Genomic DNA, 26,320 nt, shown 5'->3' on the forward strand with positions numbered 1-26,320 from the left:
GACTTGCCGGCTCGAAAAATGGAATGATTATTCCATAAGAAGCACAAATCAAAGAATTGTGCCGTTTGTGTTCCGGGAGAAGCGCCTCAGTGCCTGAATCGCCATCGGACAGCCGGTCTCTCGCCGGTCGGTTTGCCATCGTCACTGGCGCCAGCCAGGGGCTGGGCGAGGCCGTGGCCCGCGAATTCGCAGCGCGTGGGGCATCCGGCCTGCTGCTGACTGGACGCAGCAGTGAGCGCGGCGAAGCCGTCGCGGCGAGCTTGCGGGCCGAGGGCTGTGATGCCCGCTTCCATGCCGTCGACCTGTCCGATCTCGCTGCCGTCAGGACGATCGTGCCGGCTGCCGAAAAGGCCTTCGGCCGGCTCGACATCCTCGTCAACGCGGCCGGCGACACTGATCGCGGCACGGTCTTCGATACCACGCCGGAGCTCTATGAGCGCATCATGGCGGTCAATCTGCGGGCGCCCTTCTTCCTGATCCAGGATGCGGCCGAGTTGATGCGCCGCAAAGCGATCGCCGGTGCCATCGTCAACATCCAGTCGATGTCGGCCCATGGCGGCCAGCCCTTCCTCTCGGCCTACAGCGTCTCGAAGGGCGCGCTGGCGACGCTGACGAAGAACGCCGCCTATGGCCTGCTGGAGCACAAAATTCGCGTCAACGGCCTCAATATCGGCTGGATGGCGACGCCCGGCGAGGATGCGATCATGCGGCGGCGCCATGGCGCGCAGGATGGCTGGCTCGACGCGGCCGCGGCCACCCGGCCGTTCGGCCGCCTGCTCGACCCGCGCGAGGTCGCGCGTGCGGTGGCCTATCTGGCGTCGGGCGAATCCGGGCTTATGACAGGCTCCAACATCGATTTCGACCAGACGATTCTGGGCGCGCACGACTGACACAAGGCTGCGCGACATTGAGACTTTAGGGACGGCACACGAGATGACGACGGGACAGGCGACGATGCGGGTGGGATTGCTGGGTGCGGGACGGATCGGCCGCATCCATGGGCTGAACGTCGTGGCGCGCCCGGATGCGCAACTCGTCGCCGTCACGGACGCGATGCCCGAGGCTGCCGCCTCGCTTGCCGCAGCCAGCGGCGCGAGGGTCGCGACCGCCGAGGCCATCCTGTCGGATGCCGCGATCGATGCCGTGCTGATCTGCACCCCGACCGACACCCATGCCGGCCTGATCGAGGCCGCTGTCCTCGCCGGCAAGGCGGTGTTCTGCGAGAAGCCGGTCGATCTCGATTCAGCCCGCATCCGCCGCTGCCTCGCCACGGTTGAAAAGTCCGGCAGGCCGCTGATGATCGGCTTCAACCGCCGCTTCGATCCGAATTTCGCCGCGCTCGAAAGCCGTTTGCGGGCGGGCGAGGCCGGCGCCATCGAGATCGTCACGGTGATCTCGCGCGATCCCTCGCCGCCGCCGGTCGATTACGTCAAGCGCTCGGGCGGGCTCTTCCGCGACATGATGATCCATGATTTCGACATGGCGCGCTTCCTTCTGGCCGAGGAGCCGGTCGAGGTCTTCGCGCTGGGTTCGGCTTTGGTCGATCCCGCGATCGGGCAGGCCGGCGATGTCGACACGGCCGCCGTGCTGATGAAGACGGCCTCCGGCAAGATCGCGCAGATCTCGAACTCCCGCCGCGCGACCTATGGCTACGACCAGCGCATCGAGGTTCACGGCTCCAAGGGCATGCTGCGTGCCGGCAACATCCACGAGACCACGGTGGAAAGCGCGACGGGGCAGGGCTTCCGCGCCGATCCTGTGCAGAACTTCTTCCTCGAGCGGTACGCCGCCGCCTATCGCGCCGAGCTCGATGCCTTTGTCAGCGCCTGCAAGGGCGGCAAGGCGCCGACCCCGTCGGGCCTCGACGGCCTCAAGGCGCAGATCCTCGCCGATGCCGCGACGAAATCGGCCAAGACCGGCAAGCCGGTCGCCGTCTCGCTGGCGGAAGCCTGAGCATGACCCAGGCCGCGATGAATTCTGCAGAACTGGAACTGCGCCATTACGCCGTGCTCGGCCTCGTCAGCGAGGCCAGCCGCATGGCGCTTGGCTATTTCAACAAGAGCGACAGCCTCGGCATCACCATGAAGGGCGCGCAGGACTGGTTGACCGTCGCCGACGGCGCCGTCGAGGATTTCCTGCGCCAGCGCCTCGGCGTGATGTTTCCCTCCGATGCGATCATCGGCGAGGAGGGCGGGGGCGAGGCTTCCGACGCGGTCTGGATCATCGATCCGATCGACGGCACCTCGAACTTCGCCCGCGGCGACCGCAACTGGTGCATCTCGATCGGCTTCCTGCTGAACGGCGTGCCCGAGATCGGCATCATCGCCGCGCCGGCGATGGAAGAGGTCTACTGCGCCAGGCGGGGGCAAGGCGCCACCATGAACGGCCAGCCGATCAAGGTCTCGGGCGCCACCGACATCACCCGTGCCTATGTCGAGCTGGGTTGGTCGACCCGCGTGCCGGCCGAACACTATCTCGCGGTGATCGAGCGCGGCTACAAGGCTGGCGCCTCGATGAAGCGCTCGGGTTCGGGTGCGCTCGGCATCTGTCATGTCGCCATCGGTCGCAGCGAGGCCTATGCCGAACTCCACATCAATACCTGGGACGTGGCGGCGGGCCTCGTCATCGCCAGCGAGGCGGGCGCAGCGGTCAATGATTTCTTTGCCGGCCAAGGTATCGTGAGGGGCAACCCGGTGCTGTGCTGCACGCCAGCGCTGAAAAGCGAGCTGGAGGCGATCACCGGCATTCGTTAGCCAGCGCGATATGCGTTGATCTTTCGGGGAAAGTCGTCTCAGTTTCATATCAATCACAGAAGAACGAATGTTCTCATTCAGGGAGGTTACGATGCACACCAGTTCCAGGCTCAGGACGAGCCTCTTCGCGCTCGCAGCCACCGCTGCCACAGCCTTTTCCGCCGTTCCGGCCAGCGCTCAAAGTTCGCTGGTGATGTATTGCGGCGTCCAGGAGGAATGGTGCCGCGCCATGTCGAACGCCTTCGAGAAGGACACCGGCATCAAGGTCGCGATGACCCGCAAGTCGGCGGGCGAGATCTATGCCCAGCTCAAGGCGGAATCCTCCAACCCGCGCGGCGACATCTGGTGGGGAGGTACGGGCGATCCGCATCTCCAGGCGGCCGAGGAAGGGCTGACCCAGGAATACACCTCCCCCGTCAACAAGGACCTGCACGACTGGTCGCTGAACCAGTGGAAGGCCGCCAAGCAGCGCTCGATCGGCATTTATGCCGGCGCGCTCGGGTTCGGCTTCAACACCGACCAGATCAAGCAGAAGGGCATTCCCGAGCCGAAATGCTGGGCCGACCTGCTCAACGCCAAGCTGAAGGACGACGTCCAGGTCGCTGATCCCAACTCCTCGGGCACCGCCTACAACCTGCTCGCCACCGTCATCCAGCTGATGGGTGAGGACAAGGGCTTCGAGTACCTGAAAGCGCTCCACAAGAACGTCAGCCAGTACACCAAATCGGGCGCGGCGCCCGCCAAGGCTGCGAGCCTCGGCGAGACCGCCGTCGGCATCGTCTTCATCCATGATGCCGTCGTCTTCGCCGTGCAGGGCGACCCGATCAAGCCGGTCGCGCCCTGCGAGGGTACCGGCTACGAGATCGGTTCCATGTCGATCGTCAAGGGTGCGCGCAATCTCGACAACGCCAGGAAGTTCTACGATTGGGCGTTGACGCCGGCAGCCCAGGCCCTCGCCGGTCCGGCCAAGTCCTATCAGCTGCCATCGAACAAGAATTCTACGGTGCCGGCGCAGTCGCCGAAGATGAGCGAGATGAAGCTCATCAACTACGACTTCGTGAAATACGGGTCCTCGGCCGAGCGCACCCGCCTGCTCGCCAAATGGGACAAGGAAGTGAAGGCGCTGCCGAAGTAACGGTCACGGACGGCTGGGAGCCGCATCGATGCGTTCCGCCACGAAGCTTGTGCTGCTGTTCGGCTGGCTCGGCTATGCCCTGCTGCCCTGGTACTTCGTCGAGGGCATGAGCCTGACGCGCCTGGACTGGGCTGCCAGCTATCCGCTGGGCAAGGCTGGCAGCGCGCTTGCGCTCGGCCTCTCCGGCCAGGCGCCCTGGCTCCTGCCCATCGGCGCGGCGCTCGCAGCTGCCACCGCCTTCGTCGGCAGCCGCGACGCGGCTCGGACCGCGACCGTGCTGATCTGGGCCGGCGCGCTCGGGCTGGCGCTGCTCTTCGCGCAAGGCTTTGCTATTGCGCTCGAAAACCAGGGCATTCCCTGGCTCGCCGCATTGCTCGGCAGCACTGGCGCGACCCAGCGCGGCATGGGCGGCGGCGCCTTCGTCTCGGTCGTCGCGCTCTTGCTGTTGCTCTGCCACGGCCTGGCCTATCGCGGAATCTGCCGGGGCGACCTGTTCACGACGTCCTCGATCGGCATCGTCATCCTGCTGATTGGGCTGTTCATCTTCTTCCCGGTATCGACCATCCTGCGCAGCGCTCTGATCGGCCAGAGCGGCGCCTTCGCGCCATCGGCCTTCTTTGCCCGCTTCTTCGATTCCTCGATCTGGGGCCTCGGCTGCCTCAGCGCCAACGTCAATTGCGGCGTGGCCTGGAACACCCTGGTGCTCGCCGTCCTCTGCGGCGTCATCACCACGCTGCTCGGCCTTGCCTGCGCGCTTTTGATCCTGCGCACCGGCATGCCCGGCAAGCGCGTGATGCGGGCGCTGACCGTGCTGCCGATCATCACGCCGCCCTTCGTCATCGGTCTCGCGCTGATCCTGCTCTTCGGCCGCGCCGGCGTGATCTCGACCTTCCTCTATGAATGGTTCGACGTGCCGCGCTCGCGCTGGCTCTACGGCCTGCCCGGCATCTTGCTGGCCCAGGTGCTCGCCTTCGCCCCGATCGCCTTCCTCGTCCTGATCGGCGTCGTGCAGGGCATCAGCCCGAGCCTCGAGGAGGCCTCGCAGACGCTCGGAGCCAAGCGCTGGCAGACGTTCTCGACCGTCACCTGGCCGCTGCTCAAGCCGGGCATCGCCAACGCCTTCCTGCTCGGCTTCGTCGAGAGCATGGCCGATTTTGGCAATCCGCTGGTGCTCGGCGGCAATTACGAAGTGCTCTCGACCAAGATCTTCTTCGCCGTGGTGGGAGCGGCTTACAATCAGGGCCAGGCGGCGGTGCTCGCCATCATCCTGCTCGCCTTCACGCTCGGCGCCTTCTGGGTGCAGCAGCGCTGGCTCGGCGGTAAATCTTACACGACCGTCACCGGCAAAGGCGATTCCGGCCTGCCGACGCCGCTGCCGCGCCGCATCACCTGGCTGGCCACGGCCGCGATCGTGCCCTGGGTCGCGCTGACCTTTGTGATCTACCTCGTCATCCTGGTCGGCGGCTTCGTCAAATCGATGGGCCGTAACCACACCCCGACGCTGGAGCACTACGCCACCGGCTTCGCGATCGACTTCAGCAACGGCATCTATTTCCAGGGCTCGGCCTGGAATTCGTTCTTCACGACGATCAAGGTCGCGGCGATCTCGGCGCCGCTGACGGCGGTGATCGGGCTGCTGACCGCCTATCTGCTGACGCGCCAGAAGTTCGCCGGGCGCGGCATGCTCGAATTCGCGACGATGCTGTCCTTCGCCATTCCCGGCACGGTGCTCGGCGTCGCCTATATCCTCGCCTTCAACGTGCCGCCGATCGAGATCACCGGCACAGGGCTGATCCTGATCATCGCCTTCGTCTTCCGTAATATGCCTGTCGGCGTCCGCTCCGGCATCGCCGGGCTCTCTCAGATCGACAAGAGCCTGGACGAGGCCTCGACGACGCTGCGGGCGCGCAGCTTCACCACGCTGTGGCGGGTCGTGCTGCCGCTGCTGCGGCCGGCGCTGGTCTCGGCGCTGGTCTATTCCTTCGTGCGCTCGATGACGGCGGTCAGCGCGGTGATCTTCCTGGTCTCGGCCGAGTACAACCTCGCCACCGCCTATATCGTCGGGCGCGTCGAGGCCGGCGAATTCGGCCTCGCCATCGCCTATTCCTCCGTGCTCATCGTCTTCATGGCGTTCGGCATCGCGCTCATTCAGCTTGGTGTCGGCGAGCGCAGGCTCGGCCGGCGCAAGGTCGTGGCGCTCTCCAGTTCGGTTTCCGACCCCATCAGCCAGGGAGCTGCAAGTTGACCAAGGCCGGACCCGCATCCGTCGAATTCCGCAACGTCTCCATGCGCTACGGCGCGGTGACGGCGGTCGACAATGTCAGCTTCACCGTCGAGGCCGGCAAGCTGGTCACACTGCTTGGCCCCTCCGGCTGCGGTAAGACCACGACTTTGCGCATGATCGCAGGCTTGGAGATCGCCAGCGCCGGCCAGATTCTGATCGGCGGGCAGGATGTGACGAAGCTCTCGGCAGCCGATCGCGACGTCAGCATGGTCTTCCAGTCCTATGCGCTGTTTCCCCATATGAGCGTGCTGGAGAACGCCGCCTATGGTCCGACCGTGAAGGGTCTCGGCAAGGAGAAATCCCGCGAGATGGCGCTGGACAAGCTCGCTCTGGTCGGACTGAAGGGCTTCGAGAACCGCTACCCGTCCGAGCTCTCCGGCGGACAGCAGCAGCGCGTCGCCGTGGCGCGCGCGCTCGTGCTGGAGCCGCAGGTCCTGCTCTTCGACGAGCCGCTCTCCAACCTCGACGCCAAGCTGCGCCGCCGCGTCCGCGAGGAGATCCGCGAATTGCAGCAGAACCTCAACCTGACCGTCGCCTATGTCACCCATGATCAGGAGGAGGCGCTGGCCGTTTCCGACAAGATCATCGTCATGTCGAACGCGAAAATCGCCCAGCAGGGCGCGCCGCGCGCGCTCTATGAGGAGCCCGCCAACGCCTTCGTCGCCGACTTCATCGGCGACGCCAACCTCATCGACGTCACCGTGACGGCCGTCGTCGACGGCCGCGCCAACGTGGCGATCGGTCCGGCAACCGTCTCCCTGCCGGCACGCGGGCTCGCCCTCGGCCCCGCCAAGGTGGCGATCCGCCCGGAAAGCCTGTTGCTGTCGGGGGATGCGGGGCAGGCCTCGCTGCCCGGGACGATCAGCAAATGCGCCTATCTCGGCAACCATCTCGACATCATGGTCGAGACGCCGGTCGGCGAACTCTTCGTCATCCAGTATGGCCACCATGCGATGCTGGAGCCCGGCACACCGGTCAGCCTCTCCTTCGCCGGCTCGGGTGTGACGCTGATTCCGCCGGCCTGAATCGGCTCAAACGCCTCATCTGCGTAAAAACCGACCGCCTTGCCGCAAAATCAGCACGTTTTGCCCGCATGAACGATAAGTTGGCTAATGAAAAAGCGACGATTCAGAGGTAACTTGGCGCGCTGAGCGGAGAAAGATCCTGCGGTGATGACCACGAGCGATAGCGCGACGACGATCCTGATTCACCTCGCGGGCGGCGTCGCGCTGCTGATCTGGTCGGTCAGGCTGGTCCGCACCGGTGCGATGCGTGCCTTCGGCTCATCGCTGCGCCAGGCGCTCCAGACCTTCACCAAGAATCGGTTTGCCGCCTTCGGCAGCGGCGCCGCGGTGACGATCGTGCTGCAGAGTTCGACCGCGACGACGCTGCTGGTGTCCTCCTTCGCCGGCCGCAATCTGATCGCCCCCGCCATGGCGCTGGCCATCCTGCTCGGCGCCAATCTCGGCACGTCGCTGGCCGCCTTCGTCATCTCGATGGATCTGGGCTGGCTCTGGGGAGTGCTGCTGGCGCTTGGCGTCTCGCTCTATCTCAGCCATGAGGCGATGGACCGTGCCCGCAATGTCGGCCGCGTCCTGGTCGGCATCGGCCTCATCCTGCTGTCGCTGATCGAGCTCAACGCTGCCGCGGCCCCGCTCGCCCAGTCGCCGACGTTCCGGACCCTGCTCGGCGCCCTCGGCAACGAGCCGCTGCTGGCCGCGCTCGTCGCCGTCGCCGCGACCTGGCTGACTCATTCCAGCATCGCGGTCATCCTGCTGATCGCGACCTTTGCCGCGTCGGGCCTGTTCCCGCCGGCGACGGCGCTGACGCTGGTGATCGGCGCCAATCTCGGCAATGCCCTGATCCCGGTGCTCGACCAGCTTGGCGCACCGGCGGCACAGCGCCGCGCCGCCGTCGGCAATTTGGTGACGAGGCTCGTCCTGGCCCTGCTGGTGCTGCCCTTCGTCGTGCCGCTATCGGGCTGGATGATGACGCTGCCATCGCCCGACAGCCGCCTCGCCATCGAGTTTCATGTCGCGCTGAACCTGGTCGGTGCGCTGCTCTTCCTGCCCTTCATCACCCCCATCGCCGCGCTGGTCGACCGCTTCATGCCCGCGAAGGACACGGCAGAGACGTCGGTAGCGCCGCGTTATCTCGATCCCAACATGCTCGACTCACCCACCGAGGCGCTCGCCTGCGCCATGCGCGAGGCCCTGCATCTCGGCGATCGCGTCGAGCTGATGCTGCGGGACACGATGACGCTGCTGGAGAAGGACGAACTCAAGCTGTCCCGCGCCATCGCGCAGGCCGATGACGGCGTCGATTCGATCCATGAGGCGATCAAGCTCTATCTCGTCCGCGTCTCGCGCAACGAACTGACGGACGAGGAGGGCCGGCGGCTGCTCGAGATCATCACGCTGATCACCAATCTCGAGCATATCGGCGATATCATCGACAAGAACCTGCGCGAGTTGGCCGAGAAGAAGATCCGCAAGCGCTATGCCTTCTCGCCGGAGGGGCTGGCTGAAATCCGCGAGTTCCACCAGCGCGTCTCGTCGGGACTCGTGCTCGCGCTCAACGTCTTTGCGACGCGAGACCTCGCTTTGGCGCGCCAGCTCTTCGCCGAGAAGGCGATGATGCGCGATGCCGAAAGGCGCGCCACCGAAAGCCATTTCCAGCGGCTGCGCAGCGGCCGGCCGGAATCGATCGAGACCAGCGCGATCCATCTCGACATCATCCGCGATCTCAAGCGCATCCACGGCCATATCGCCTCGATCGGCTACCCGATCCTGGAAAGCGCCAATGCGCTGCGCGAGAGCCGGCTGATGGAGACCAAGGAGGCGCGGGCGCGCCAGGAGCGCGACATGTTGGTGCCGTCGCCGCAGACCGGCCACTGAGCAGACATCAGGCCGTTGAATTGAGCCCCGCAGAGCTCAGCTGACGAGCACGCCCATCAGCTTGCGGATGGCGGTTGCGAGTTCGGGCTCGTCGACGAGATCGGCCGCATCGTCGAGCTTGAACCACTGGCTGCGACGCTGGCCCTGCTCCGCCCAGCTGTCGAGCTGGCGCTCGACTTCCAGCAGATAGAGGGTCACCTCGCACAAGGCGAAATGGTCCGACATCCGCTTCCAGTAGATGTAGCTGCCGGCCGGCTCCGGCACGATCCGGCCGACGACGCCGGCCTCCTCGAAGGCTTCGCGCGCCGCGGCTTCAGGCGCCGTCAGCCCTTTGATCGGCCAGCCCTTTGGAACGATCCAGCGATGTGTCGTCCGCGACGTCACGAGCAGGATCTCCATCGCGCCGTCCGCCAGGCGCCGGATCGGCATGGCCGCGATCTGCACCCGGATTTCGCCGGGGACGCGCTTCATCTTCTTCATCGATCGGTGATGCCCCTGCCTCCAATGGCCACCGCCGCGGCCGATTCGCATGGCCCGTCAGCGATTCAAATATTGCGCCGATACACCCATATGGAAAGAGCATTCCACATAATAACGTGTCGCAATTAAGGGCTGATGCTGATGCTGATGCTGATGAAACAAGGAGCGCGCCGACTCGTGTCGGCTTCTTAGCCGGACAGGCTTTCAACGCCGCACCACTCCGCGACGAAAAGTGCCATGGAGCCCGTGATCCGCTTCAGCGAGGCCAGGCTGACGCGTTCGTCGAAGGCATGGATGTTTTCGCCCATCGGCCCGTAGCAGAGCGCCGGAATCTTGTCGTAGAGCGCATGCACGCGGGCATCGAGATAGGCGGCCGTCATGAAGCTCTTCAGCGGCTTGCCGAGAGCCGCCTGATGCGCGCGGCCGAGCACGGCTTCTGCCTCGCTGCCGGGTTCCAGCACATAGCCCTCGGCCCAGAAGCCGTTGAACGTCACCTTGGGCGGGTTGTTGGCGAGGAAGGCGTCGGCGCGGGAGGCCACCCGGATGCAGTCCTCGATCCGCCGTGCGGTCTCCTGCGCGCTGATGCCGGGATATAAGCCCACACGGCAATCGACCTTGCACCAGCACGGCACCGAGGAGGCCCAGTCACCGCCCTCGATTTTGCCGATATTGAGATTGATCGGGTGTTCCTGGTCCTCGAAATGCACGCGGCCGGCCTTCTCGGCGTTGAACTCCTCCTCGAGCTTGCGCAGCGCCGCGATCACGCGATAGGCCGCGTCGATCGCATTGGCGCCAGCGCCCATCTCGCGGACATGCACGGGCACGCCGCGCACCTCGAACTGGAACCAGATCACGCCGGCATTGGCGCGGCACAGCATTTCGTATTCCGGCTCCGGAATCAGCGCCGCGTCGGCGCGATAGCCGCGAAGATGCGTCATCAGCGCGCCATTGCCGGTCGATTCCTCCTCGACCACCGATTCCAGATAGAGCGTCGCGGCCGGCTGCAGGCCGATGCGCCTGAGTGCGTCGAGACAGGCGAAGTTCGCGCCCGCGCCCGCCTTCATGTCGGCGCCGCCGCGCCCATAGAGCCAGTCGCCCTCGATCACGGGGTCGAAGGGCGCATGCGTCCATTGGTCGACAGGGCCGGTGGGCACCACGTCGACATGCGCCTGCAGGATCAGAGAGCGACCTTTTTCTTCACGCGGATGATGGATGCCGACCACGATCGGCGCGTCGGAGTGAAATTCGGAGAAGGGTGCGCCGCCGGGATGGGCCTTGATCGCGGCCTCGTCCATCTTGAAGCGATCGATCGTGAATCCGCGATCCCTCAGCGCCCGGAACACAAAATCCTGGCAGGCATGCTCCTCGCCGCGCAGCGAGGGAAACCGGATCAACTCCTGCGTGAAGGCGATCTGCTCGGCGAAGCCTTCCTCGACCGAGGCGAGGATCTTGTCGCGAAGGGCAGGGTCGAGAGGCATGGGCCTAGTCTCCTGGGATGTTGGCGTCATGGTCGGGCTTGACCCGACCATCTCGGAAACAGCGTCATCTCGGCATGAGATTCTCGCGTCTGCGCTGCGCTCCGCCCGAGAATGACGTGGCGCCCCTCATCAATGCCCGAACCGCCCGCCACCCGGAACCGCCGCCAGCAATGCCTGCGTATACGCGTGCTGCGGGGCGGCGAACATCGCCGCCGTCGGGCCGGTCTCGACGATGCGGCCGCGCTGCATCACCGCGATCCGGTCGCAGATCTGGGCGGCGACGCGCAGGTCATGCGTCACGAACAGGATGGCCAGCCCCAGCCGCTGCTGGATGTCCTGGATCAGCGTCAGGATCTGCGCCTGGACGGAGACGTCGAGCGCCGAGACCGCCTCGTCCGCGACGAGGACGTCGGGTTCGAGCGCCAATGCCCGGGCGATGCCGATGCGCTGGCGCTGCCCGCCCGAGAACTCATGCGGGTAGCGGTCGATCGCATTGACCGACAGCCCGACCAGTTCGAGCAGTTCGGCTGCCTTGGCCAGCGCCACCTTGCGCGAGACGCCATGCGCCACCGGCCCGTCCGAGATGATCCGGCCGACGGTCTGGCGCGGGTTCAGCGAGGCGAACGGGTCCTGGAACACCATCTGGATGCGCTTGCGCTGCACCCGCAGTGCGGCCGGCTTGAGATCGCTGAGCACGAGGTCGCCGGCAGCCGGACTGCTCAGGACGATCCGCCCGGTATCGGGCTCGATCAGCCGCAGGCAGCAGCGCCCGACCGTCGATTTGCCCGAGCCGGATTCGCCGACGAGGCCAAGGGTCTCGCCCCGCACCAGCGAAAACGAGATCTCGTCCGCCGCCTTGACCTCGCGGGCCGTGCCGAAGAAGGAGCGCTTGCGATAGGTCTTGCCGAGCATCTCGACGCTGAGCACGGGCGCGGTCGCCGGCAGCGGCGGGCGCTGCGGCGGGATCAGCGAGGGCACGGCGGCGAGCAGCTTCTGCGTATAGGCATGGCGGGGTGCACCCAGCACCTGGTCGGCCGTGCCTTCCTCGACCAGCACGCCTTTCTCCAGCACGGCGATCCGGTCGGCGATCTCGGCGACGACGCCCATGTCATGCGTGATGAACAGCACGGCCGTGCCGTGCTTGTGCCGGAGATTGTCGATCAGCTTGAGAATCTGCGCCTGCGTCGTCACGTCGAGCGCGGTGGTCGGCTCGTCGGCGATCAGCAGCTTGGGCTCGAGCGCCAGCGCCATCGCGATCATGACGCGCTGGCGCTGGCCGCCCGACAATTCGTGCGGATAGGCCTTGGCCAAGCGCAGCGGATCGGGCAGGCCGACTTCGGTCAGCAGATCGACCGCGCGCCTGTAGCGCTCCGACCTGCCAAACAGCCCATGTGCCTCGAAGGTCTCGACGATCTGCTCGGCGACCCGCATCACGGGATTAAGCGAGGTCATCGGCTCCTGGAAGATCATGCCGACCTCGCGGCCGCGCAGATCCTGCATCGCCGCCTCGTCGAGGACGAGCAGATCGCGCCCCGCCAGCCTGATCGCGCCGCCGGCCGGCTTCACCGCCTTGGGCAGAAGCCCCATCACGGCATGGGCGATCATGGACTTGCCCGAGCCGGACTCGCCGACGACGCAGAGCGTCTCGCCGGGTGCGATCGTCAGCGAGATATTTTCGACCGCATGCGACCGATCCGCCAGCGCCGGCAGGGACAGCGTCAGGTTCTCGATCGAGAGGGCCGGCAGAGGAGCAGGCAATAGCGCGCTCATTCGCGGCCCCTTGCAAGGCGCGGATTCAGCGCGTCGTTCAGGCCCTCGCCGGCCAGATTGAGGGCGAGAACGGTCAGGAAAATCGCGAATCCCGGAAAGAAGCTGATCCACCAGGCGTCGAGCAGGCGCGTGCGCCCGGCCCCGACCATATAGCCCCAGCTCATCAGGTTGGGATCTCCGAGGCCGAGGAAGGACAGCGCCGATTCGAGCAGGATTGCCGAGCCGATCATGAGCGAGCCCATCACGATGATCGGCGCGATGGTGTTGGGCAGCACCTGGCTGAAGATGATGCGCGGCGTCGACTGGCCGATGGTGACGGCAGCCTGGACATATTCGCGCGTTTTCAAGGACAGCACCTCGCCGCGCACCAGCCGCGCCACCGGCGGCCACGACACCACCCCGATGGCGAGCACGATCGAACCGAGCTGCGGCTGGAGGATCGCGACCAGCACGATCGCCAGCGCAAACGAAGGGATCGTCTGGAAGAATTCGGTGAAGCGCATCAGCGCGTCATCGACGAAGCCGCCCGCATAGCCGGCCGCAGCGCCGAGCGGCACGCCGATCAGCAGCGCCACCAGCGTCGAGACGACGCCGATCATCAGCGAGACGCGCGCACCATGGACGAGGCCGGAGGCGATGTTGCGGCCCAGCGTATCGGTGCCGAGCGGGAAGCGCTCGATCGTGAACGGCGCCAGGAACGGCCGCCCGACCGGCCGCCAGGGCGACTGCGGATAGAGCGTCGGAGCCAGGAGCGCGAAGGCGACGACCGCGAGCAGGATGACCAGCCCGAGCACGGCGCCGCGATTGCGGCAGAAGCGTTTGAGGAAGTTCATGGGCAGCCCTCGCCGTCATGCTCGCCCTTGTGGCGAGCATCCACGTCTTGAACACTGGCCTCGACGAGCGAAGACGTGGATGGTCGGGACAAGCCCGACCATGACGGAGAGGCGAGGACAATCACGACGTCGCCTCGATGCGCGGATCGGCGATCCGGTAGACCAGATCCGTGATGATGTTGAAGCCGACCACCATCGCCGATGACATGAAGAAGACGCCGAGCAGCACGGAATAATCGCGCTGCACCAGCGCATCGAACATCAGCCGCCCGATGCCTGGCCAGGCGAAGACCGTCTCGGTCAGGACCGCGCCGCCGACGAGCTGCCCCGCCTGCAGGCCGGCCAGCGTCACCACGGGCAGGATCGCATTGCGCGCGACATGCCGGCGCCAGACGCGAGCCTGCGAGACGCCCTTGGCGCGGGCCGTCTTGACGAAATCGGCCCCGGCGACCTCCAGCATCGAGGCGCGCATCATCCGGGCATAGAGCGCCGTGAAGAACAGCCCGAGCGTCATCGCCGGCAGGATCAGATGGTGGCCGATGTCCAGCGCCCGCGCGAGGCCGGTATAGTTCGCGCCGATGGTCTCGTAGCCGACATTGGGCACAAGCCCGAATTTCAGCGCGAAGACGATCTGGCTCATCAGCGCGATCCAGAACAGCGGTGTCGCGTAGAACACGAGCGAGAGCCCGGTGATCAGGCTGTCCGACCAGCGCCCGGCGCGTCGCGCCGCAAGCGCACCCATCATCACGCCGAGCGCCAGCGAGATCACGAAGGCAGCACCGGTCAGCAGCAGCGTCGCCGGAAGCCGGTCGAGCACCAGCGTCAGCACCGGCTGCTGCTGCCGGTAGCTGAAGCCGAGATCGAAGGTCATGTAGCCCTTGATGTAGATCCAGAGCTGGGTGGTGATCGGTTCGTTCAGCCCGAAGCGCTCGCGCAACTGTTCGAGCAGTTGTGCGTCGGCAGCGCCGGCCTCGCCGGCCAGCACCTGCGCCGGATCGCCGGGCGCGGCCCGGATCAGGAAGAAGTTCAGCACGGCGATGGCGAAGAGCACGAGAATGCCCTTCACCAGCCGGCCGGAGAGGAATTGCAGGAGGTTCATGGAAGAGGGTCTCGGCGATCGAACATACCCGCACCGTCATCCCGGACGCAGCGAAGCGGAGCTCCGGGATCCATCATAGGGAACGGCGCTCTACGATGGATCCCGGAGCGGCGCCGCTTCGCGGCTTGTCCGGGATGACGGTTGAGGGTGATCAAGCGCTCCAGTTCAGTCGTTCAGGGGCGTGGGCGAGATCCTTGCGGATCGCGTCACTCCTTCCACGCATCCTTGAACCCGTCATTCACGCCGATCGCGGTCGAGACCAGGTTCTTGACGTTGCAGCGATAGATCGTCGGGAAGTCCATCTCGAGCTGCCAAAGCACCGGCACCTCCTCGGCGAGCAGCTTCTGCACCTTGGTGTACAGCTCCTGGCGCGCTGCGTCCGTCGGTGCGATCGCGGCGTCGGCGAAGAGCTTGTCGACCTCCGGGTTCACATAGGCGCCCTGATTGCCGAAGGGGTTGCCCTTGACGATGTTGGTCGAGATGTAGTTGCGCGCCACGCCGGTCGCTGGGTCGCCGAGCTGGTAGAGATAGTTGAAGGTCAGGTCGAAATCGCCATTGCTGGCCTTCTGCGTCCAGCCCGGCACGTCGGTCGTCTCGATCGAGACGTTGACGCCAGCATCGGTCAGGTTCTGCTTGATGGCTTCCGCCCAGCGGCTCCAGACCTCGCCATAGGGCAGTGCCAGGATCTTCAGCGGCTCGCCCTTGTATCCGGAGGCCTTGATCAGCTCCTTCGCCTTGGCGACGTCATAGGTATATTTCGGGACATCGGCCGAATAGAACTTCGTCTTCGACGAGATCGGCCCGGTCGGCAGCTTGCCGAGACCGCCCCAGACCACGTCCTTGCCGAATTCGCGGTCGATCGCGAACATCATGCCCTGGCGGAACTGCTTGTTGGCGAGCGGGCCACCCTTGGCGATGTTGGGGGTGACCCAGGCATGCGGGGCGAACATCTCCCAGCCCTTCGTGGTGACGCAGGTGTTGGGCAGCTTGGAGAGACGGGCGACGTCGTAGACATCGACCGAGCCGCCGGTCAGCACATCGACCTTGCCGGTCTCGTAGGCGACGGCGCGGGCCGCGGCGTCGGGGATGATCTGCCAGTAGATCTCGGCGAGGTTGGGCTTGCCCTTCTGCCAGTAGTCCTCGTTCTTGACGAGGTGGATATAGGAGCCCTTCTTCCACTCCTTCAGCTTGAACGGGCCGGTGCCGATCGGCGTGTTGTTGGCCGGATTGGCGCGGTAGTCGGTGCCGTCATAGATGTGCTTGGGGATCATCGGCGCGCCGGCGACCTCCTGCGACAGGATCAGCGGGCCGAAGGGCTGCTTCAGCGTGATCTTGACGGTGAGATCGTCGATCTTCTCGATTTTCTCGACCTGGCCATTGGCGATCGGGCGCCAGCGCGGATGCACCTCGCGCAGGAACTTGTCGAGCGAGAACACGACGTCGTCGGCGCTGAACGGCTTGCCGTCATGCCACTTGACGCCCTCCTGCAGCTTGAAGGTGTAGACCTTGGAATCCGACGAGATCTCCCAGCTCTTGGCGAGCGAGGGAACCGGGGTCAGCTTCTCGTCATAGCGCAGCAGCGATTCATAGATGTTGCCGGCGACCATGTTGGTCGGGCCGTTCTGGTTGAGGCCCTGCATCAGCATCGGCGGTTCAGGCTGGACGACGACATGCACCGTGCCGCCCGCCTTCGGCGTCTGAGACAGTGCCGGCAGTCCCGAAGCCGCAAGGCCGAGCAGGCCCAGCGCCGTGGCGGCGGCCAGCCGCCCGCGGATGGCTGATGAAATCGTCATTGGTCTCTCCCCTGTACCTTCACGCCGTCACGAGCGGCGGAGCCCCCTCAGACCCCGTCCGACGCCGACTAGAACACAGCATGCAGCCGCCGCACAGACCGCCTGCCCGCGAAGCGCCGGAGACGGCGTTCAAGTTTCGGGCCAAAGTGGAGAACTCCCCCGGCATTCGCAGGATGTTGCGTGTGACGGCCCGGAACGGGCGGAATCGAGGAAACGGAAAAGCCATCTTGCGCTAGGCGCATGGCTGCTCAGCGCAGGATGCGGGGGCGTGGCTGACGCGACGCCTGCGATCGGCCGCGCCGATCCATCAGAGCTTCTTCCCGTCCTTGTCGTACTGCTTGATGAAGGCGGTCAGGTCCTGGATTTCCTTCTCGTTCTTGATGCCGGCGAAGATCATCTTGGTGCCGGGAATCTTCGCCCTAGGGTCCTTGATGTACTCGGCGAAGACGGCCTCGTCCCAGGTCAGCCCTGAATTCTTGTTGGCGGCGGAATAGCTGTAGCCCTCGACCGATCCGGAATGGCGGCCGATCAGCCCGTTCAGTTGCGGGCCGACGAGGTTCTTGGCGCCTTCGCCGATCTGGTGGCAGGCGCGGCACTTGTTCCAGGAGCGTTCGCCGGCGGTGATGTCCTGGGCGAAGGCCGGCAAGGAAGCGATCGCTGGGGCGATCAGGGCGCTCAGGAGCGCGAGGCGGGCGATAATGTGCATGGCGGAATTCCTGGCTGCGACCTGGATCCGACGTACGGCTCCAGTGGTCGAACTGGAATAATGCAACGTCCTGCCGAGCCCATGAGCCAATTCGACGCGGGCGCCGCCCCAGCGCTCAGCCCAGCCTGCCGATCCAGTCGGCCACGGTCGCGGTGAAGGCGTCGGGCCGCGAGACCGGGAAGAGGTGGCCGCCGCTGTCGAGCACGGTCTTGGCGCAACCGGGCAAGGCCGCCGCGAGCTCATCCTGCAGGAAGGCCGGCACGACCATGTCGTCGCGCGCGCCCAGCACCAAGATCGGCATGGCCAGCGCGGCGGCCTCCGCCGAACCGTCAAAGGCAAGCAGCGCGTCGATACGCTCGCGCATCACCCCTTGCGCCTGCGCCGTCGTGGGCGCCGCGGCCAGCGCGGCCTCGAAGACATGCCAGTTCGCCTCGATCCAGGCCGGCGGATAGGCGCAGAGCACGGAACTCGCGGCATAGGCTTGAGGGTTCGTCGCCAGGATCGCGCGGCGCGCCCCGAAATAGCCCGCCATGTAGTGGCTCGGCTTCAGCCAGCTGGCGCTCAGGATCAGCCCGTCGATCCGGTGGGGGACCTGCCGCGCCAGCGATTGGGCGATACAGCCCCCGGTCGAAAGGCCCAGGACCACGGCGCGTTCGGCGCCGGCCCTGTCGAGCACGGCGATGCAGTCGCGCGCAAGTTCGTCGATGCTGCACGCGGCGCTGCCGCGCGTGCTGGCCCCGATGCCGCGCTGGTCGAAGCTGATGACGCGAAAGGAGCGCGCCAGCGTCGCTGCGATGCTCTGCCAGAAGGCGCCGGAGCCGCTGAGGCCGCTGACAAGCAGAAGGGTCTGGCCGCGGCCCTGCGTGAGTGCGTGCAAGGTGGCGCCATCGGCGGTGGAGACCTCGAAGCCGCCAGGACCGCTGAGATCGCTCGTGTTCCGGGTCATCGGCAACCCTCCCTGTCCGGCGCGTGCGGCGCCCTTCCTCCGCCCTTGGCCACGCGATGCATGCGTGGCCAAGGGCGGAGGATGGCGCAGGCGTCTCGCTCCCGCCATGGCTGCAATAGCGGGGGCGAGACGCAATCGGCGCAGGACGATGGCGCGCCTTGAGGCGGGTCGGAGGCAGATGCGGGCCCGCTGTTTCCCCTGTTACAGATCGCGGTGTCCGTGCATGCTAGCGTGGTCTTGCCCATGCGGTAGGTCATGGCGGGCGAGCTGCACAGACGCGGCAAGATGGAGGCGGAGACGTTGATGGGTTGCGATGACGGCTTTGCCATTGATCGGCGCCGCTTGCTCGGGGCGGCGTCGCTGTTGGGCGTGGTGGGTTTGCCGAACGCGGCTTTTGCACAGGCTGTGGCAGGGGCCCAGGCTGCGGCGGGCATGGTGACGGATGTCAGCGGCGACGCCATTGCCGAGCTTAAGGACGCGCGGCGCATGCTCTCCGCGGACGGACCCGTCTTCGTCGGTGACCGGGTCGAGACCGGCGATGGTGCGCGCGCCGGCTTCCGGCTCGGTCGCGCGACCGAGCTTCGCCTCGGCGAGAAGGCCCGTGTCACCATCGACCGCTTCATCGTCGATGCCGGCGGCACCATCACGCTGGGCGACGGCGCCCTGCTGATCGACCGCACGCCGGGCAGTGCAGCGGGTCGGATTCGGGTTCGCTCCTCCTATGGGCTGATCGCCGTGCGGGGTACGCGCTTCTTCGCCGGGCCGAGCAACGGCGTCTTCGGCGTCTTCGTCCTGCGCGGCGAGGTCGCGGTTCGGGCCGCCGGCCGCGAGGTCGTGCTGGCGGCAGGCGAGGGCACTGACATCGCACGGCGCGGCGCAAGGCCGACGCCGGCCCGTGTCTGGGGCGAGGCACGCATTCGCGCCGCGCTGGCACAGGTCGAATAAGGCATGGACCACGCCGCCATCGCCGCGATGCTGGGCGAGGCCGCTTTCTTCGCGCGGCTGTCGCCCGAGGCGCTGCTGGCCTGCGCCGCTGAATTTCGGGAGCAGCGCTTCGAGCAGGGCCAGATGCTGTTCTCGCGCGGAGACTCCGGCGACCAGCTCATTCTGGTGGGCGAGGGGCGCGTCCGGCTGGCGGTGACGACCGAGGATGGTCGCGAGCTGAGCGTCCGCCATGCCACGCGCGGCGAGCTTCTCGGCGAGATCGCCGTGCTCGATGGCGGCGAGCGCAGCGCCGACGCGGTCGCGCTGACGGCTGTCGTCGCCCATGGCCTGAGGCGTGCGCCGTTCGAACAGCTCGTCGCCCGATATCCCGAGCTGTCGGCCGGGATCATCGCCTTCCTGTGCCGGCGCCTGCGCCAGACCACGGACCAGCTCGAAGGCATCGCGCTCTATTCGATCGAGGTCAGGCTGGCGCGCTTCCTCCTCGTCGGGCTTGGCGGCAGGCGGCCTGCGCCGGGCAAACGCGTGCCGCTCGACATGGCCTTCTCGCAGGGCGAACTGGCGCAACTGCTCGGGGCGAGCAGGCCCAAGGTCAACGCCGCGCTTGGCTCGCTCGAACAGGCCGGCGCCATCCGCCGCACCGCCGACCGGATCTTCTGCGATCCCGATCTGCTGGCGAAATGCGCCGGCATCAGCGATGGCTGAACGGCAGCTGCGGCTCTCGCCGCCCGTTCTGGCCGGGGTTCTGGCCGGCCTCGGTGTACTGCTGCTGTCGCTCGGCGCCCCTCTGGCCTGGCGCGAGACGCTGCGCGAGCGTGTCTTCGACGCGATGCTGCGGAGTGTCGCCGGCTGGCGCGTCGATGCGTCCGGCACGAAGCTCGCCATTGTCGACATCGACACCGCCAGTCTGGAAGCCATCGGCCCATGGCCGTGGCGGCGTGAGGTCGTCGCGCGCCTGATCACGGCCATCAACGGCGCCAAACCGGCAGCCATCGCTGTCGATATCCTACTGGCCGGCGAGGATACGCGCTCGCCCGCCGCGCTCGCGCGGCAACTCGCAGTCGAGACCGGACGCACCGATCTGGGCGAACTGGCACAGACGCTGACCGACGGCGACAAGGCGCTGGCGGAGGCGCTCGGTGCCGGCCCGGTCACGCTCGGCTGGGTCCTCGATCCGCGTGGTCGCGACGAGGTCGCGGAGGTCCCGATCCTCACCCGCGACAGCGCCGCGCTCGGCCCGCTCTGGCGCGAGAATGGTGCGACGGGTCCGCCACCGGCCCTGGCCTCGGCGGCAGCGGGCGCCGGCACGCTTTCGCTGCCGGGCGATGAGGACGGCATGGTCCGGCGCGTGCCCCTGTTCGTAGCGGTTGGAGACGAGGTTCGTCCCGGCCTTGCCCTCGAGACCCTGCGTCTCGCCGCTGGCGCTTCAGGCTATCTGCTCTCGGGTGATCCCGTTCGTCTGGGCGTCGGCGCGATGACCCGTCCGCTGCCATCGGATGGCATGCTGCGGCTGGTGCCAGGCACGACTCCGGTCGCCACCTTGCGCGCCTCCGATCTCCTCCGTGGCAGTGCCGAGCTCTCGGGCCTGGCCGGGGCGATCGTCTTCGTCGGCGGCTCGGCCTCCGAACTCGGCGCGTCGCGCGCCAGCGCGCGCGATCCGCTGACGCCGTCATCGCTTCTGCAAGCCGATGCCGTCCGCCAGATCGCGGCGGGCGTGGTCCCGCAGCGACCGGCGCGGGCCAATGTCTGGGAACTCGCTGCGGCGCTGCTTGTCGTGATGGCTGCGATGGGTCTTGCGCGCCGGCTTCGGCCGGCGCTGGCGCTGCCGGCGGTCGCCATGCTGCTGCTTGCCGTGGTCCTCGGTGCTGCCGGCCTCGCCGCCGTCGACCTCTTGCTCGATCCCTTGCCGCCGGCGGCATCGGGCGTGGCCGCCTTCCTCGCGACCTCGCTCGCCGGCTTCTCGGAGACCCGCCTGCGCGAGGCCCGCCTGCGCCGCCGCTTCGAGCAGCATCTGGCACCGGGCGTCGTCGAGCGCATCATCGCCAACCCGACGAGCCTCAAGCTCTCTGGCGAGCGGCGCGAGATCACGGCGTTGTTCACCGATATCGAAGGCTTCACCCAGACGACGCGTGACATCGGCCCGGAGCAGCTCGTCAGCGTGCTCGACGGCTATTTCGACGGCGTCACCCGCATCGTCGGCGAGCATGGCGGCATGGTCGACAAGCTTGTCGGCGATGCCGTGCACGCGTTCTTCAACGCGCCGCTGGACCTCGCCGACCATCCCCGGCAGGCGCTCGCCTGCGCGGTCGCGATCCTGGCCTGGACGGAGGGCTACCGCGCCCAGGGGCTCGCCGCGACGATCCGGCTCGGCCGCACCCGGCAGGGCATCGAGACCGGCATCGCGATCGTCGGCGATGTCGGGGTCGGCGCGAAGCTCGACTACACCGCCCATGGCGACGCCGTGAACATGGCGGCGAGGCTGGAGGCCCTCAACAAGGAGCTCGGCTCGTCGATCTGCATCGGCCCGGAGGCGGCGCGGCTTTGCGGTTCCGCTCTGGTGCGGCCGCTCGCCGATGTCGAGCTGCGCGGGATCGGCCGTGTCGCGGTCTTCGCGCCGCTGGGGGCCGCGTGATGCGGCTGTTCCCTGCGGAACAGGCAACCGCGTCCGCTTCGCGCATGGTCATGACACGCGCTGCTCCGGCCCGGTCCGGCGGCGGATTGCTCAGAAAAGGGAGATGACATTATGGTCCAGCCTTCGATCCTCGTTCGTCCAGTCCTCGTTCGTGGGCGTCCGGTCGCAGAGCAGGGCGCCGATGGCCTCTGCCGGAGCCGCCCCATGAACTTCCGCTCGGGCATGACCCTCCGCTCGTTCAGTGCTGCCGTGATGCTGGCTCTGGCCGCAGTCGGCAGCGCGCCGGCTGCGATCGCCCAGCCGGTCACAGCTGCCAAGGCGCCTGCGCTCGTGCCGCTGGAGCAGGCCTTCATGAAGGCCGCGACCGACCTCTTCGCCAAGCTGCCCGCCAGCGCCGGCGAGACGACGATCGTCATCGATCCACTGATCGACGGCGTCACCGGCATCCAGTCGGCCGCGACGCGCGGTTTCGACAAGCGCATCGCCGCGCTGGTCGCCGAGCGCTACCCGCATGTGAAGGTCCTGGCCTTCACGCCAGAGAACGTCGCCAAGGCACGCTTCGTCTTCATCGGCACCTTCAACACGATCAACAATGCCGGCCAGCCCGGCGGCGAGAAGGACGCCTTCTGGATCTGCTTTGCTCTGGTCGAGCGCGAGGCCAAGACCGTCTACGCCCGCAGCGTCTCCCGTTCGGTCGTCAACAATGTCGACATCGCCCCGGCCGCCTCCTACTCCGACAGTCCGGTCTGGGGCATGGACGCCGCGACCCGCGCCTATATCGAGGCCTGCCAGAAGGGCCAGCCCGGCACGCCCGTCTCGCCTGCCTATATCGACCAGCTCGGCGCCGCCGCCCGCATCCGCGAGGCCGGGGCAGCCTATGAGGCCGGCGAGCACGCCAAGGCGCGCGATCTCTATCGCGAGGCCAAGGAACAGCCGGGCGGCGACCAGCTTCGCGTGCTGAACGGGCTCTATCTCTCCTACGCCGCGCTGGGCGACAACACGCAGGCCGACAGCACCTTCGGCCAGATGGTCGAGCGCGGCTTCTCGCTCGGCCAACTCGGGGTGAAGTTCCTGTTCGAGCCGAACTCGACGGCCTTCAACGCCGATCGCAAGCTTTCTGCGAGCTACCCGGCCTGGCTGCGCGAGATCGCGGCTCGCGCCACCCAGAGCGGCGTCTGCCTCGAGGTCGTCGGCCATGCCAGCCGCACCGGACCGGAAGGTCTGAACGACCGGCTCTCGCGCGACCGTGCGCAGCGCATCGCCTCGCTGATGGCCGGCCAGGCGCCGGGCATCTCGCAGCGCCTGCGCTCCTCTGGCGTCGGCTATCGCGAGGCTCTCGTCGGTTTGCCCCGCGACGATGCCAGCACGGCGGTCGACCGCCGCGTCGAATTCAAGACCGCGCCCTGCGCATGATCCCCTCCTGCGACGCGCCGGGCCTGCAGCCTCGCTGCCTGCCCGGCGCAAAGCCGTCGCCGCGGTCGCCCGGCGCCAGAAGCTCGCTGCCTGCCATCGCCGCCGTTCTCGGCCTGCTGACGGCGACATCGTCCGCACCGGCCCAGACCCGGCCACCCCAGCAAGGCGCGGCCAGCGCCGCCCCCACGCTCAAGCTCCTGCCGGTCGCACCGCCCAAGGACCCCGCCGTCGAGATGGCCGAGCGCGTTGCCGCCACCACGGACCGCGCGGCGCTGCTCGAATTGCTGGCAGCCGGCGTCGACAAGTCCCGGATCACGTCGCGGCTGACCGCGCTGGGCTATGTCGATCTCGCCGCCGGAAGCACCCGGCTCTGGATCAAGCCGGGATCGGGCGAGAGTTTCGGCGATTGCGCCGATTGCCCGGAGCTGGTGCTGGTGCCCGAGGGAGATGTCCGCATGCAGCTCTCGACCGGCGCCACGCCGCGCACCGTCGAGGTCAGCCTGCCGCAGCCCTTCGCGGTCGGCCGTTTCGAGGTGACGCGGGCGCAGTACCGCGCCTTCGTCGCCCAGTCCGGCCATGTCGTGGAACTCGGCTGCCATGTCCGGGCGCCGGTCTGGAAACTCGCCCCCACCTTGTCCTGGCAGGATCCCGGCTATCCGCAGACCGACAACGACCCCGTCGCCTGTGTCAGCCATGGCGATGCCAAGGCCTATATCGCCTGGCTCTCGAAGCGCAGCGGCCAGCGCTACCGTCTGCTCACCGATCCGGAATGGCACCATGTCGCGGCGGGCTCCGCCAGGGAGATGGCCGATCCGGCGCGGCTCTGCGCCATCGGCAACGGCGCCGACCAGACCGCGAAGGAAGCCAACCCGGCCTGGGCCGTGGCGCCCTGCCGTGACGGCCATCGCAACACCGCTCCTGTCGGTAGTTTCGCTGCCACCGCGTGGGGGCTGTCGGATCTCAGCGGCAATCTTTGGGAATGGGTGGATACCTGCCCGCCCGACCCGTCGGTGCCGGGCCAGCCCTTCCCGCCGCCGATCTGCCGCGAGGAGGAGGGCCGCATCCTGCGGGGTGGCTCCTGGGCCGATCCGCCGGCGGTGCGGACGCTGGATTCGCGCATCGTCAGCGAGCCCGGCATCCGCGATCAGGTCGCGGGCTTCCGCGTCGCCCGCGATCTCGGCAACTGAGAGGGCGGCGCGCCTGCTTTAAGCGATCCGGGGCGTCGCCTGCGCGCTGCGGCGGCCCATCCAGAGCCAGGCGGTCGTCGCCGCCAGCAGCAGCGCGCCTGCGATCTGCGCGCTGTGGAAGGGCACGAACAGGCCGATCCCGGCGGCAAACAGCAGGACCCGCTTCGTCAGGCCGAGCATCGCGATGTAGTAGCCCTCGATCGCCGCATTGAGCGCCAGCACGCCGAGCGCAACCGTGCCCGAGACGATCAGGATTTGCCAGATCGTCCCGACCAGCAGCAGCGCCGGCTGGTACATGAAGACGAAGGGCAGGATGAAGGCGACCATCGCGATCCGGCAGGCGACGACGGCGATCATCACCGGATTGGCCTTGGCGATCGAGGCCGCGGCAAACGCCGCGACCGCGACCGGCGGCGTGATCGCCGACATCGAGGCGATGTAGACGATGAAGAGATGCGCCGGCAGGACCTCGATCCCGAGCGTGATCAGGGCAGGCGCGGCCAGCACGGCCGAGAGCGCGTAGACCGCCGGCGTCGGCATGCCCATGCCGAGCACGATGATGACGAAGGCGGCCACGATGATCGTCAGGAACGGGCTGCCGCCGGCCATGTGGAACAGCCCGGAGCTGATCTTGCCGGTGAGGTCGGTCATCGAGAGCGTGCCGACCACGAGCCCGGCGATGGCGCAGGCGACGCCCACGCCGATCATGCCGCGCATGCCGTCGCTCAGGCCGAAGAACAGGGTCTTCATCAGGCGCTTCGGGCTGCGGTCGTGCCAGAGCGCGACCGGGACCAGCGAGGCGACCGCGATGGCGCCTGCGAAGGCCGGCCGGTTCAGGCTGAGCACGCCCCAGACCAGCAGCCCGATCGGCACGAGATAGGCCCAGTCGCGCCGCAGGATCGCCAGGATCGATGGCGTCTTGCCCTCCGACATCGGCTGCAACCCGTCGCGATGCGCCTTGAAATGCACCGCCAGGAAGACCGACTGGTAGAACAGCAGCGCCGGCAGCAGGGCGGCCAGCGCGATCGTCGCATAGGGAATGCCGGTGAAGTCCGTCATCAGGAAGGCGGCCGAGCCCATGATCGGTGGCAGGAGCCCGCCGCCGGCCGAGGCCGCCGATTCGATCGCGCCCGCATAGGTGCGGCTCATCCCGGTCTTGATCATCAGCGGGATGCTGAAGGAGCCGGTGGTGACGACGTCGGCCGTCGGCGAGCCCGAGATCGAGCCGTAGAGTCCCGTCGAGACCACCGCGACCTTGCTGGCGCCGCCGACCTGCTTGCCGACGAGGCTGTTGGCGACGTCATAAAAGAAATCGGCACCGCCGACGCGGTCGAGCAGCGAGCCGAAGATCACGAAGACGAAGACGAGGAAGGCCGCGACCTCGAGCGCCGGCCCGAACAACCCGTTGGTCGAGAAGACGAGGTGGTCGACTGTCTCCTGCGCACTGAAGCCGCGATGCGCGAAGGAGCCTGAGAGCTTGCTGCCGAAAACCGCATAGGCGAGGAAGGTCGTCACCAGCACGACCAGGATCATGCCGATGCAGCGCCGCGTCGCCTCCATCACCAGTGCGATCAGCACGATCGACGCGGCGATGTCGGCATTGGACAGCTCGTCGATCATCGGCAGCCGCATCTCATGGACCGGGTGCATCGCGATGAAGTAGCCGCAGGACCCGACCGACAGCGCAACCAGCCCCCAGGCCAGCCAGGACCGGCCGGTCTGGCGCAGCGGATTGGCCGTCGTCGTCAGGAAGGCGAGCGAGAGCACCGCGCCGAGGAACAGGAACAGCGCGATCTCGCGATTGACATACCAGCCGAAGGAGATCGCCAGCAGCAGCAGGCCGGTGGCGACGCCGACGAGATGGACGGTCCATTGCTCGGGGGCGTCAAGCTTGCGCGACTGCCCCGGCGCGAGGATCTTCAGGAGGAAGGGCATCGGGACACCTCGCGACGGCGGCAGCGTTAGAGCGGAA

Annotated in this window: 21 protein-coding genes; 12 read left to right on the top strand and 9 right to left on the bottom strand. The window is 67.3% G+C overall.

What is annotated here, in order from left to right:
* Positions 1-89 precede the first annotated feature (89 nt).
* The 7 genes from AC1DYU_RS14950 (at position 90) to AC1DYU_RS14980 (ending at position 9,069) form a co-directional block, all read left to right on the top strand.
* On the top strand, positions 90-890 hold the full coding sequence (locus AC1DYU_RS14950) for an SDR family oxidoreductase (protein ID WP_476792308.1): 801 nt from the start codon (positions 90-92) through the stop codon (positions 888-890).
* A gap of 43 nt (positions 891-933) precedes the next feature.
* The gene (gene iolG, locus AC1DYU_RS14955; protein ID WP_476792309.1) at positions 934-1,953 is read left to right on the top strand and encodes an inositol 2-dehydrogenase; all 1,020 of its coding nucleotides are present in this window, start codon (positions 934-936) and stop codon (positions 1,951-1,953) included.
* Between the two features lie 2 nt (positions 1,954-1,955).
* Entirely contained in the window at positions 1,956-2,753 is a 798-nt protein-coding gene (locus tag AC1DYU_RS14960) for an inositol monophosphatase family protein (protein ID WP_476792310.1), read from the top strand.
* A gap of 91 nt (positions 2,754-2,844) precedes the next feature.
* Positions 2,845-3,888, top strand: a complete 1,044-nt coding sequence (locus AC1DYU_RS14965) for an ABC transporter substrate-binding protein (RefSeq protein ID WP_476792311.1) — start codon at positions 2,845-2,847, stop codon at positions 3,886-3,888.
* Positions 3,889-3,916: 28 nt separating this feature from the next.
* Positions 3,917-6,133, top strand: a complete 2,217-nt coding sequence (locus AC1DYU_RS14970; RefSeq protein WP_476792312.1) for an ABC transporter permease — start codon at positions 3,917-3,919, stop codon at positions 6,131-6,133.
* Positions 6,130-7,197 (top strand): ABC transporter ATP-binding protein, encoded by a 1,068-nt coding sequence (locus AC1DYU_RS14975; protein WP_476792313.1) that lies wholly within the window; start codon positions 6,130-6,132, stop codon positions 7,195-7,197. The genes AC1DYU_RS14970 and AC1DYU_RS14975 overlap by 4 nt, the downstream gene beginning before the upstream one ends.
* 147 nt (positions 7,198-7,344) lie before the next feature.
* A complete protein-coding gene (locus AC1DYU_RS14980; protein WP_476792314.1) occupies positions 7,345-9,069 on the top strand; it encodes a Na/Pi cotransporter family protein in 1,725 nt (574 codons plus the stop codon).
* Between the two features lie 36 nt (positions 9,070-9,105).
* On the opposite strand, the gene AC1DYU_RS14985 is transcribed toward AC1DYU_RS14980, so the two are convergent.
* From AC1DYU_RS14985 to AC1DYU_RS15020, 8 genes are all read right to left on the bottom strand, one after another.
* Positions 9,106-9,540 carry an NUDIX hydrolase gene (locus AC1DYU_RS14985; RefSeq protein WP_476792315.1) on the bottom strand — a complete coding sequence of 145 codons (435 nt, stop codon included), beginning with the start codon at positions 9,538-9,540 and terminating at the stop codon, positions 9,106-9,108.
* Positions 9,541-9,737: 197 nt separating this feature from the next.
* Positions 9,738-11,027 carry an ArgE/DapE family deacylase gene (locus tag AC1DYU_RS14990; protein ID WP_476792316.1) on the bottom strand — a complete coding sequence of 430 codons (1,290 nt, stop codon included), beginning with the start codon at positions 11,025-11,027 and terminating at the stop codon, positions 9,738-9,740.
* 129 nt (positions 11,028-11,156) lie between these two features.
* Positions 11,157-12,797 (bottom strand): ABC transporter ATP-binding protein, encoded by a 1,641-nt coding sequence (locus AC1DYU_RS14995; RefSeq protein WP_476792317.1) that lies wholly within the window; start codon positions 12,795-12,797, stop codon positions 11,157-11,159.
* A complete protein-coding gene (locus AC1DYU_RS15000) occupies positions 12,794-13,630 on the bottom strand; it encodes an ABC transporter permease (RefSeq protein ID WP_476792318.1) in 837 nt (278 codons plus the stop codon). The genes AC1DYU_RS14995 and AC1DYU_RS15000 overlap by 4 nt, the downstream gene beginning before the upstream one ends.
* A 121-nt stretch (positions 13,631-13,751) precedes the next feature.
* Positions 13,752-14,729, bottom strand: a complete 978-nt coding sequence (locus AC1DYU_RS15005; RefSeq protein WP_476792319.1) for an ABC transporter permease — start codon at positions 14,727-14,729, stop codon at positions 13,752-13,754.
* 206 nt (positions 14,730-14,935) lie between these two features.
* Entirely contained in the window at positions 14,936-16,522 is a 1,587-nt protein-coding gene (locus AC1DYU_RS15010; RefSeq protein ID WP_476792320.1) for an ABC transporter substrate-binding protein, read from the bottom strand.
* A gap of 307 nt (positions 16,523-16,829) precedes the next feature.
* A complete protein-coding gene (locus AC1DYU_RS15015; protein WP_476792321.1) occupies positions 16,830-17,228 on the bottom strand; it encodes a c-type cytochrome in 399 nt (132 codons plus the stop codon).
* 115 nt (positions 17,229-17,343) lie between these two features.
* Entirely contained in the window at positions 17,344-18,174 is an 831-nt protein-coding gene (locus tag AC1DYU_RS15020) for an alpha/beta fold hydrolase (protein ID WP_476792322.1), read from the bottom strand.
* A 255-nt stretch (positions 18,175-18,429) separates the two neighbouring features.
* Between AC1DYU_RS15020 and AC1DYU_RS15025 the strand changes: the two genes are divergently transcribed.
* The 5 genes from AC1DYU_RS15025 to AC1DYU_RS15045 all read left to right on the top strand — a co-directional run bounded on the left by AC1DYU_RS15025 (position 18,430) and on the right by AC1DYU_RS15045 (position 24,348).
* Positions 18,430-19,119 (top strand): FecR family protein, encoded by a 690-nt coding sequence (locus tag AC1DYU_RS15025; RefSeq protein ID WP_476792323.1) that lies wholly within the window; start codon positions 18,430-18,432, stop codon positions 19,117-19,119.
* Between the two features lie 3 nt (positions 19,120-19,122).
* Positions 19,123-19,821: a Crp/Fnr family transcriptional regulator gene (locus tag AC1DYU_RS15030; RefSeq protein WP_158487069.1), complete on the top strand. Its 699-nt coding sequence runs from the start codon at positions 19,123-19,125 to the stop codon at positions 19,819-19,821.
* The gene (locus tag AC1DYU_RS15035; RefSeq protein ID WP_476792324.1) at positions 19,814-21,748 is read left to right on the top strand and encodes a CHASE2 domain-containing protein; all 1,935 of its coding nucleotides are present in this window, start codon (positions 19,814-19,816) and stop codon (positions 21,746-21,748) included. Before AC1DYU_RS15030 ends, AC1DYU_RS15035 begins: the two co-directional genes overlap by 8 nt.
* A 204-nt stretch (positions 21,749-21,952) precedes the next feature.
* Positions 21,953-23,161, top strand: coding sequence for an OmpA family protein (locus tag AC1DYU_RS15040; protein ID WP_476792325.1), 1,209 nt, complete (start codon positions 21,953-21,955; stop codon positions 23,159-23,161).
* On the top strand, positions 23,158-24,348 hold the full coding sequence (locus tag AC1DYU_RS15045; RefSeq protein ID WP_476792326.1) for a formylglycine-generating enzyme family protein: 1,191 nt from the start codon (positions 23,158-23,160) through the stop codon (positions 24,346-24,348). Before AC1DYU_RS15040 ends, AC1DYU_RS15045 begins: the two co-directional genes overlap by 4 nt.
* Positions 24,349-24,366: 18 nt before the next feature.
* On the opposite strand, the gene AC1DYU_RS15050 is transcribed toward AC1DYU_RS15045, so the two are convergent.
* Positions 24,367-26,283 carry a TRAP transporter permease gene (locus AC1DYU_RS15050; RefSeq protein ID WP_476792327.1) on the bottom strand — a complete coding sequence of 639 codons (1,917 nt, stop codon included), beginning with the start codon at positions 26,281-26,283 and terminating at the stop codon, positions 24,367-24,369.
* Positions 26,284-26,320: the final 37 nt, after the last annotated feature.

The sequence above is a fragment of the Allobosea sp. P2_B12 genome (assembly GCF_056404835.1).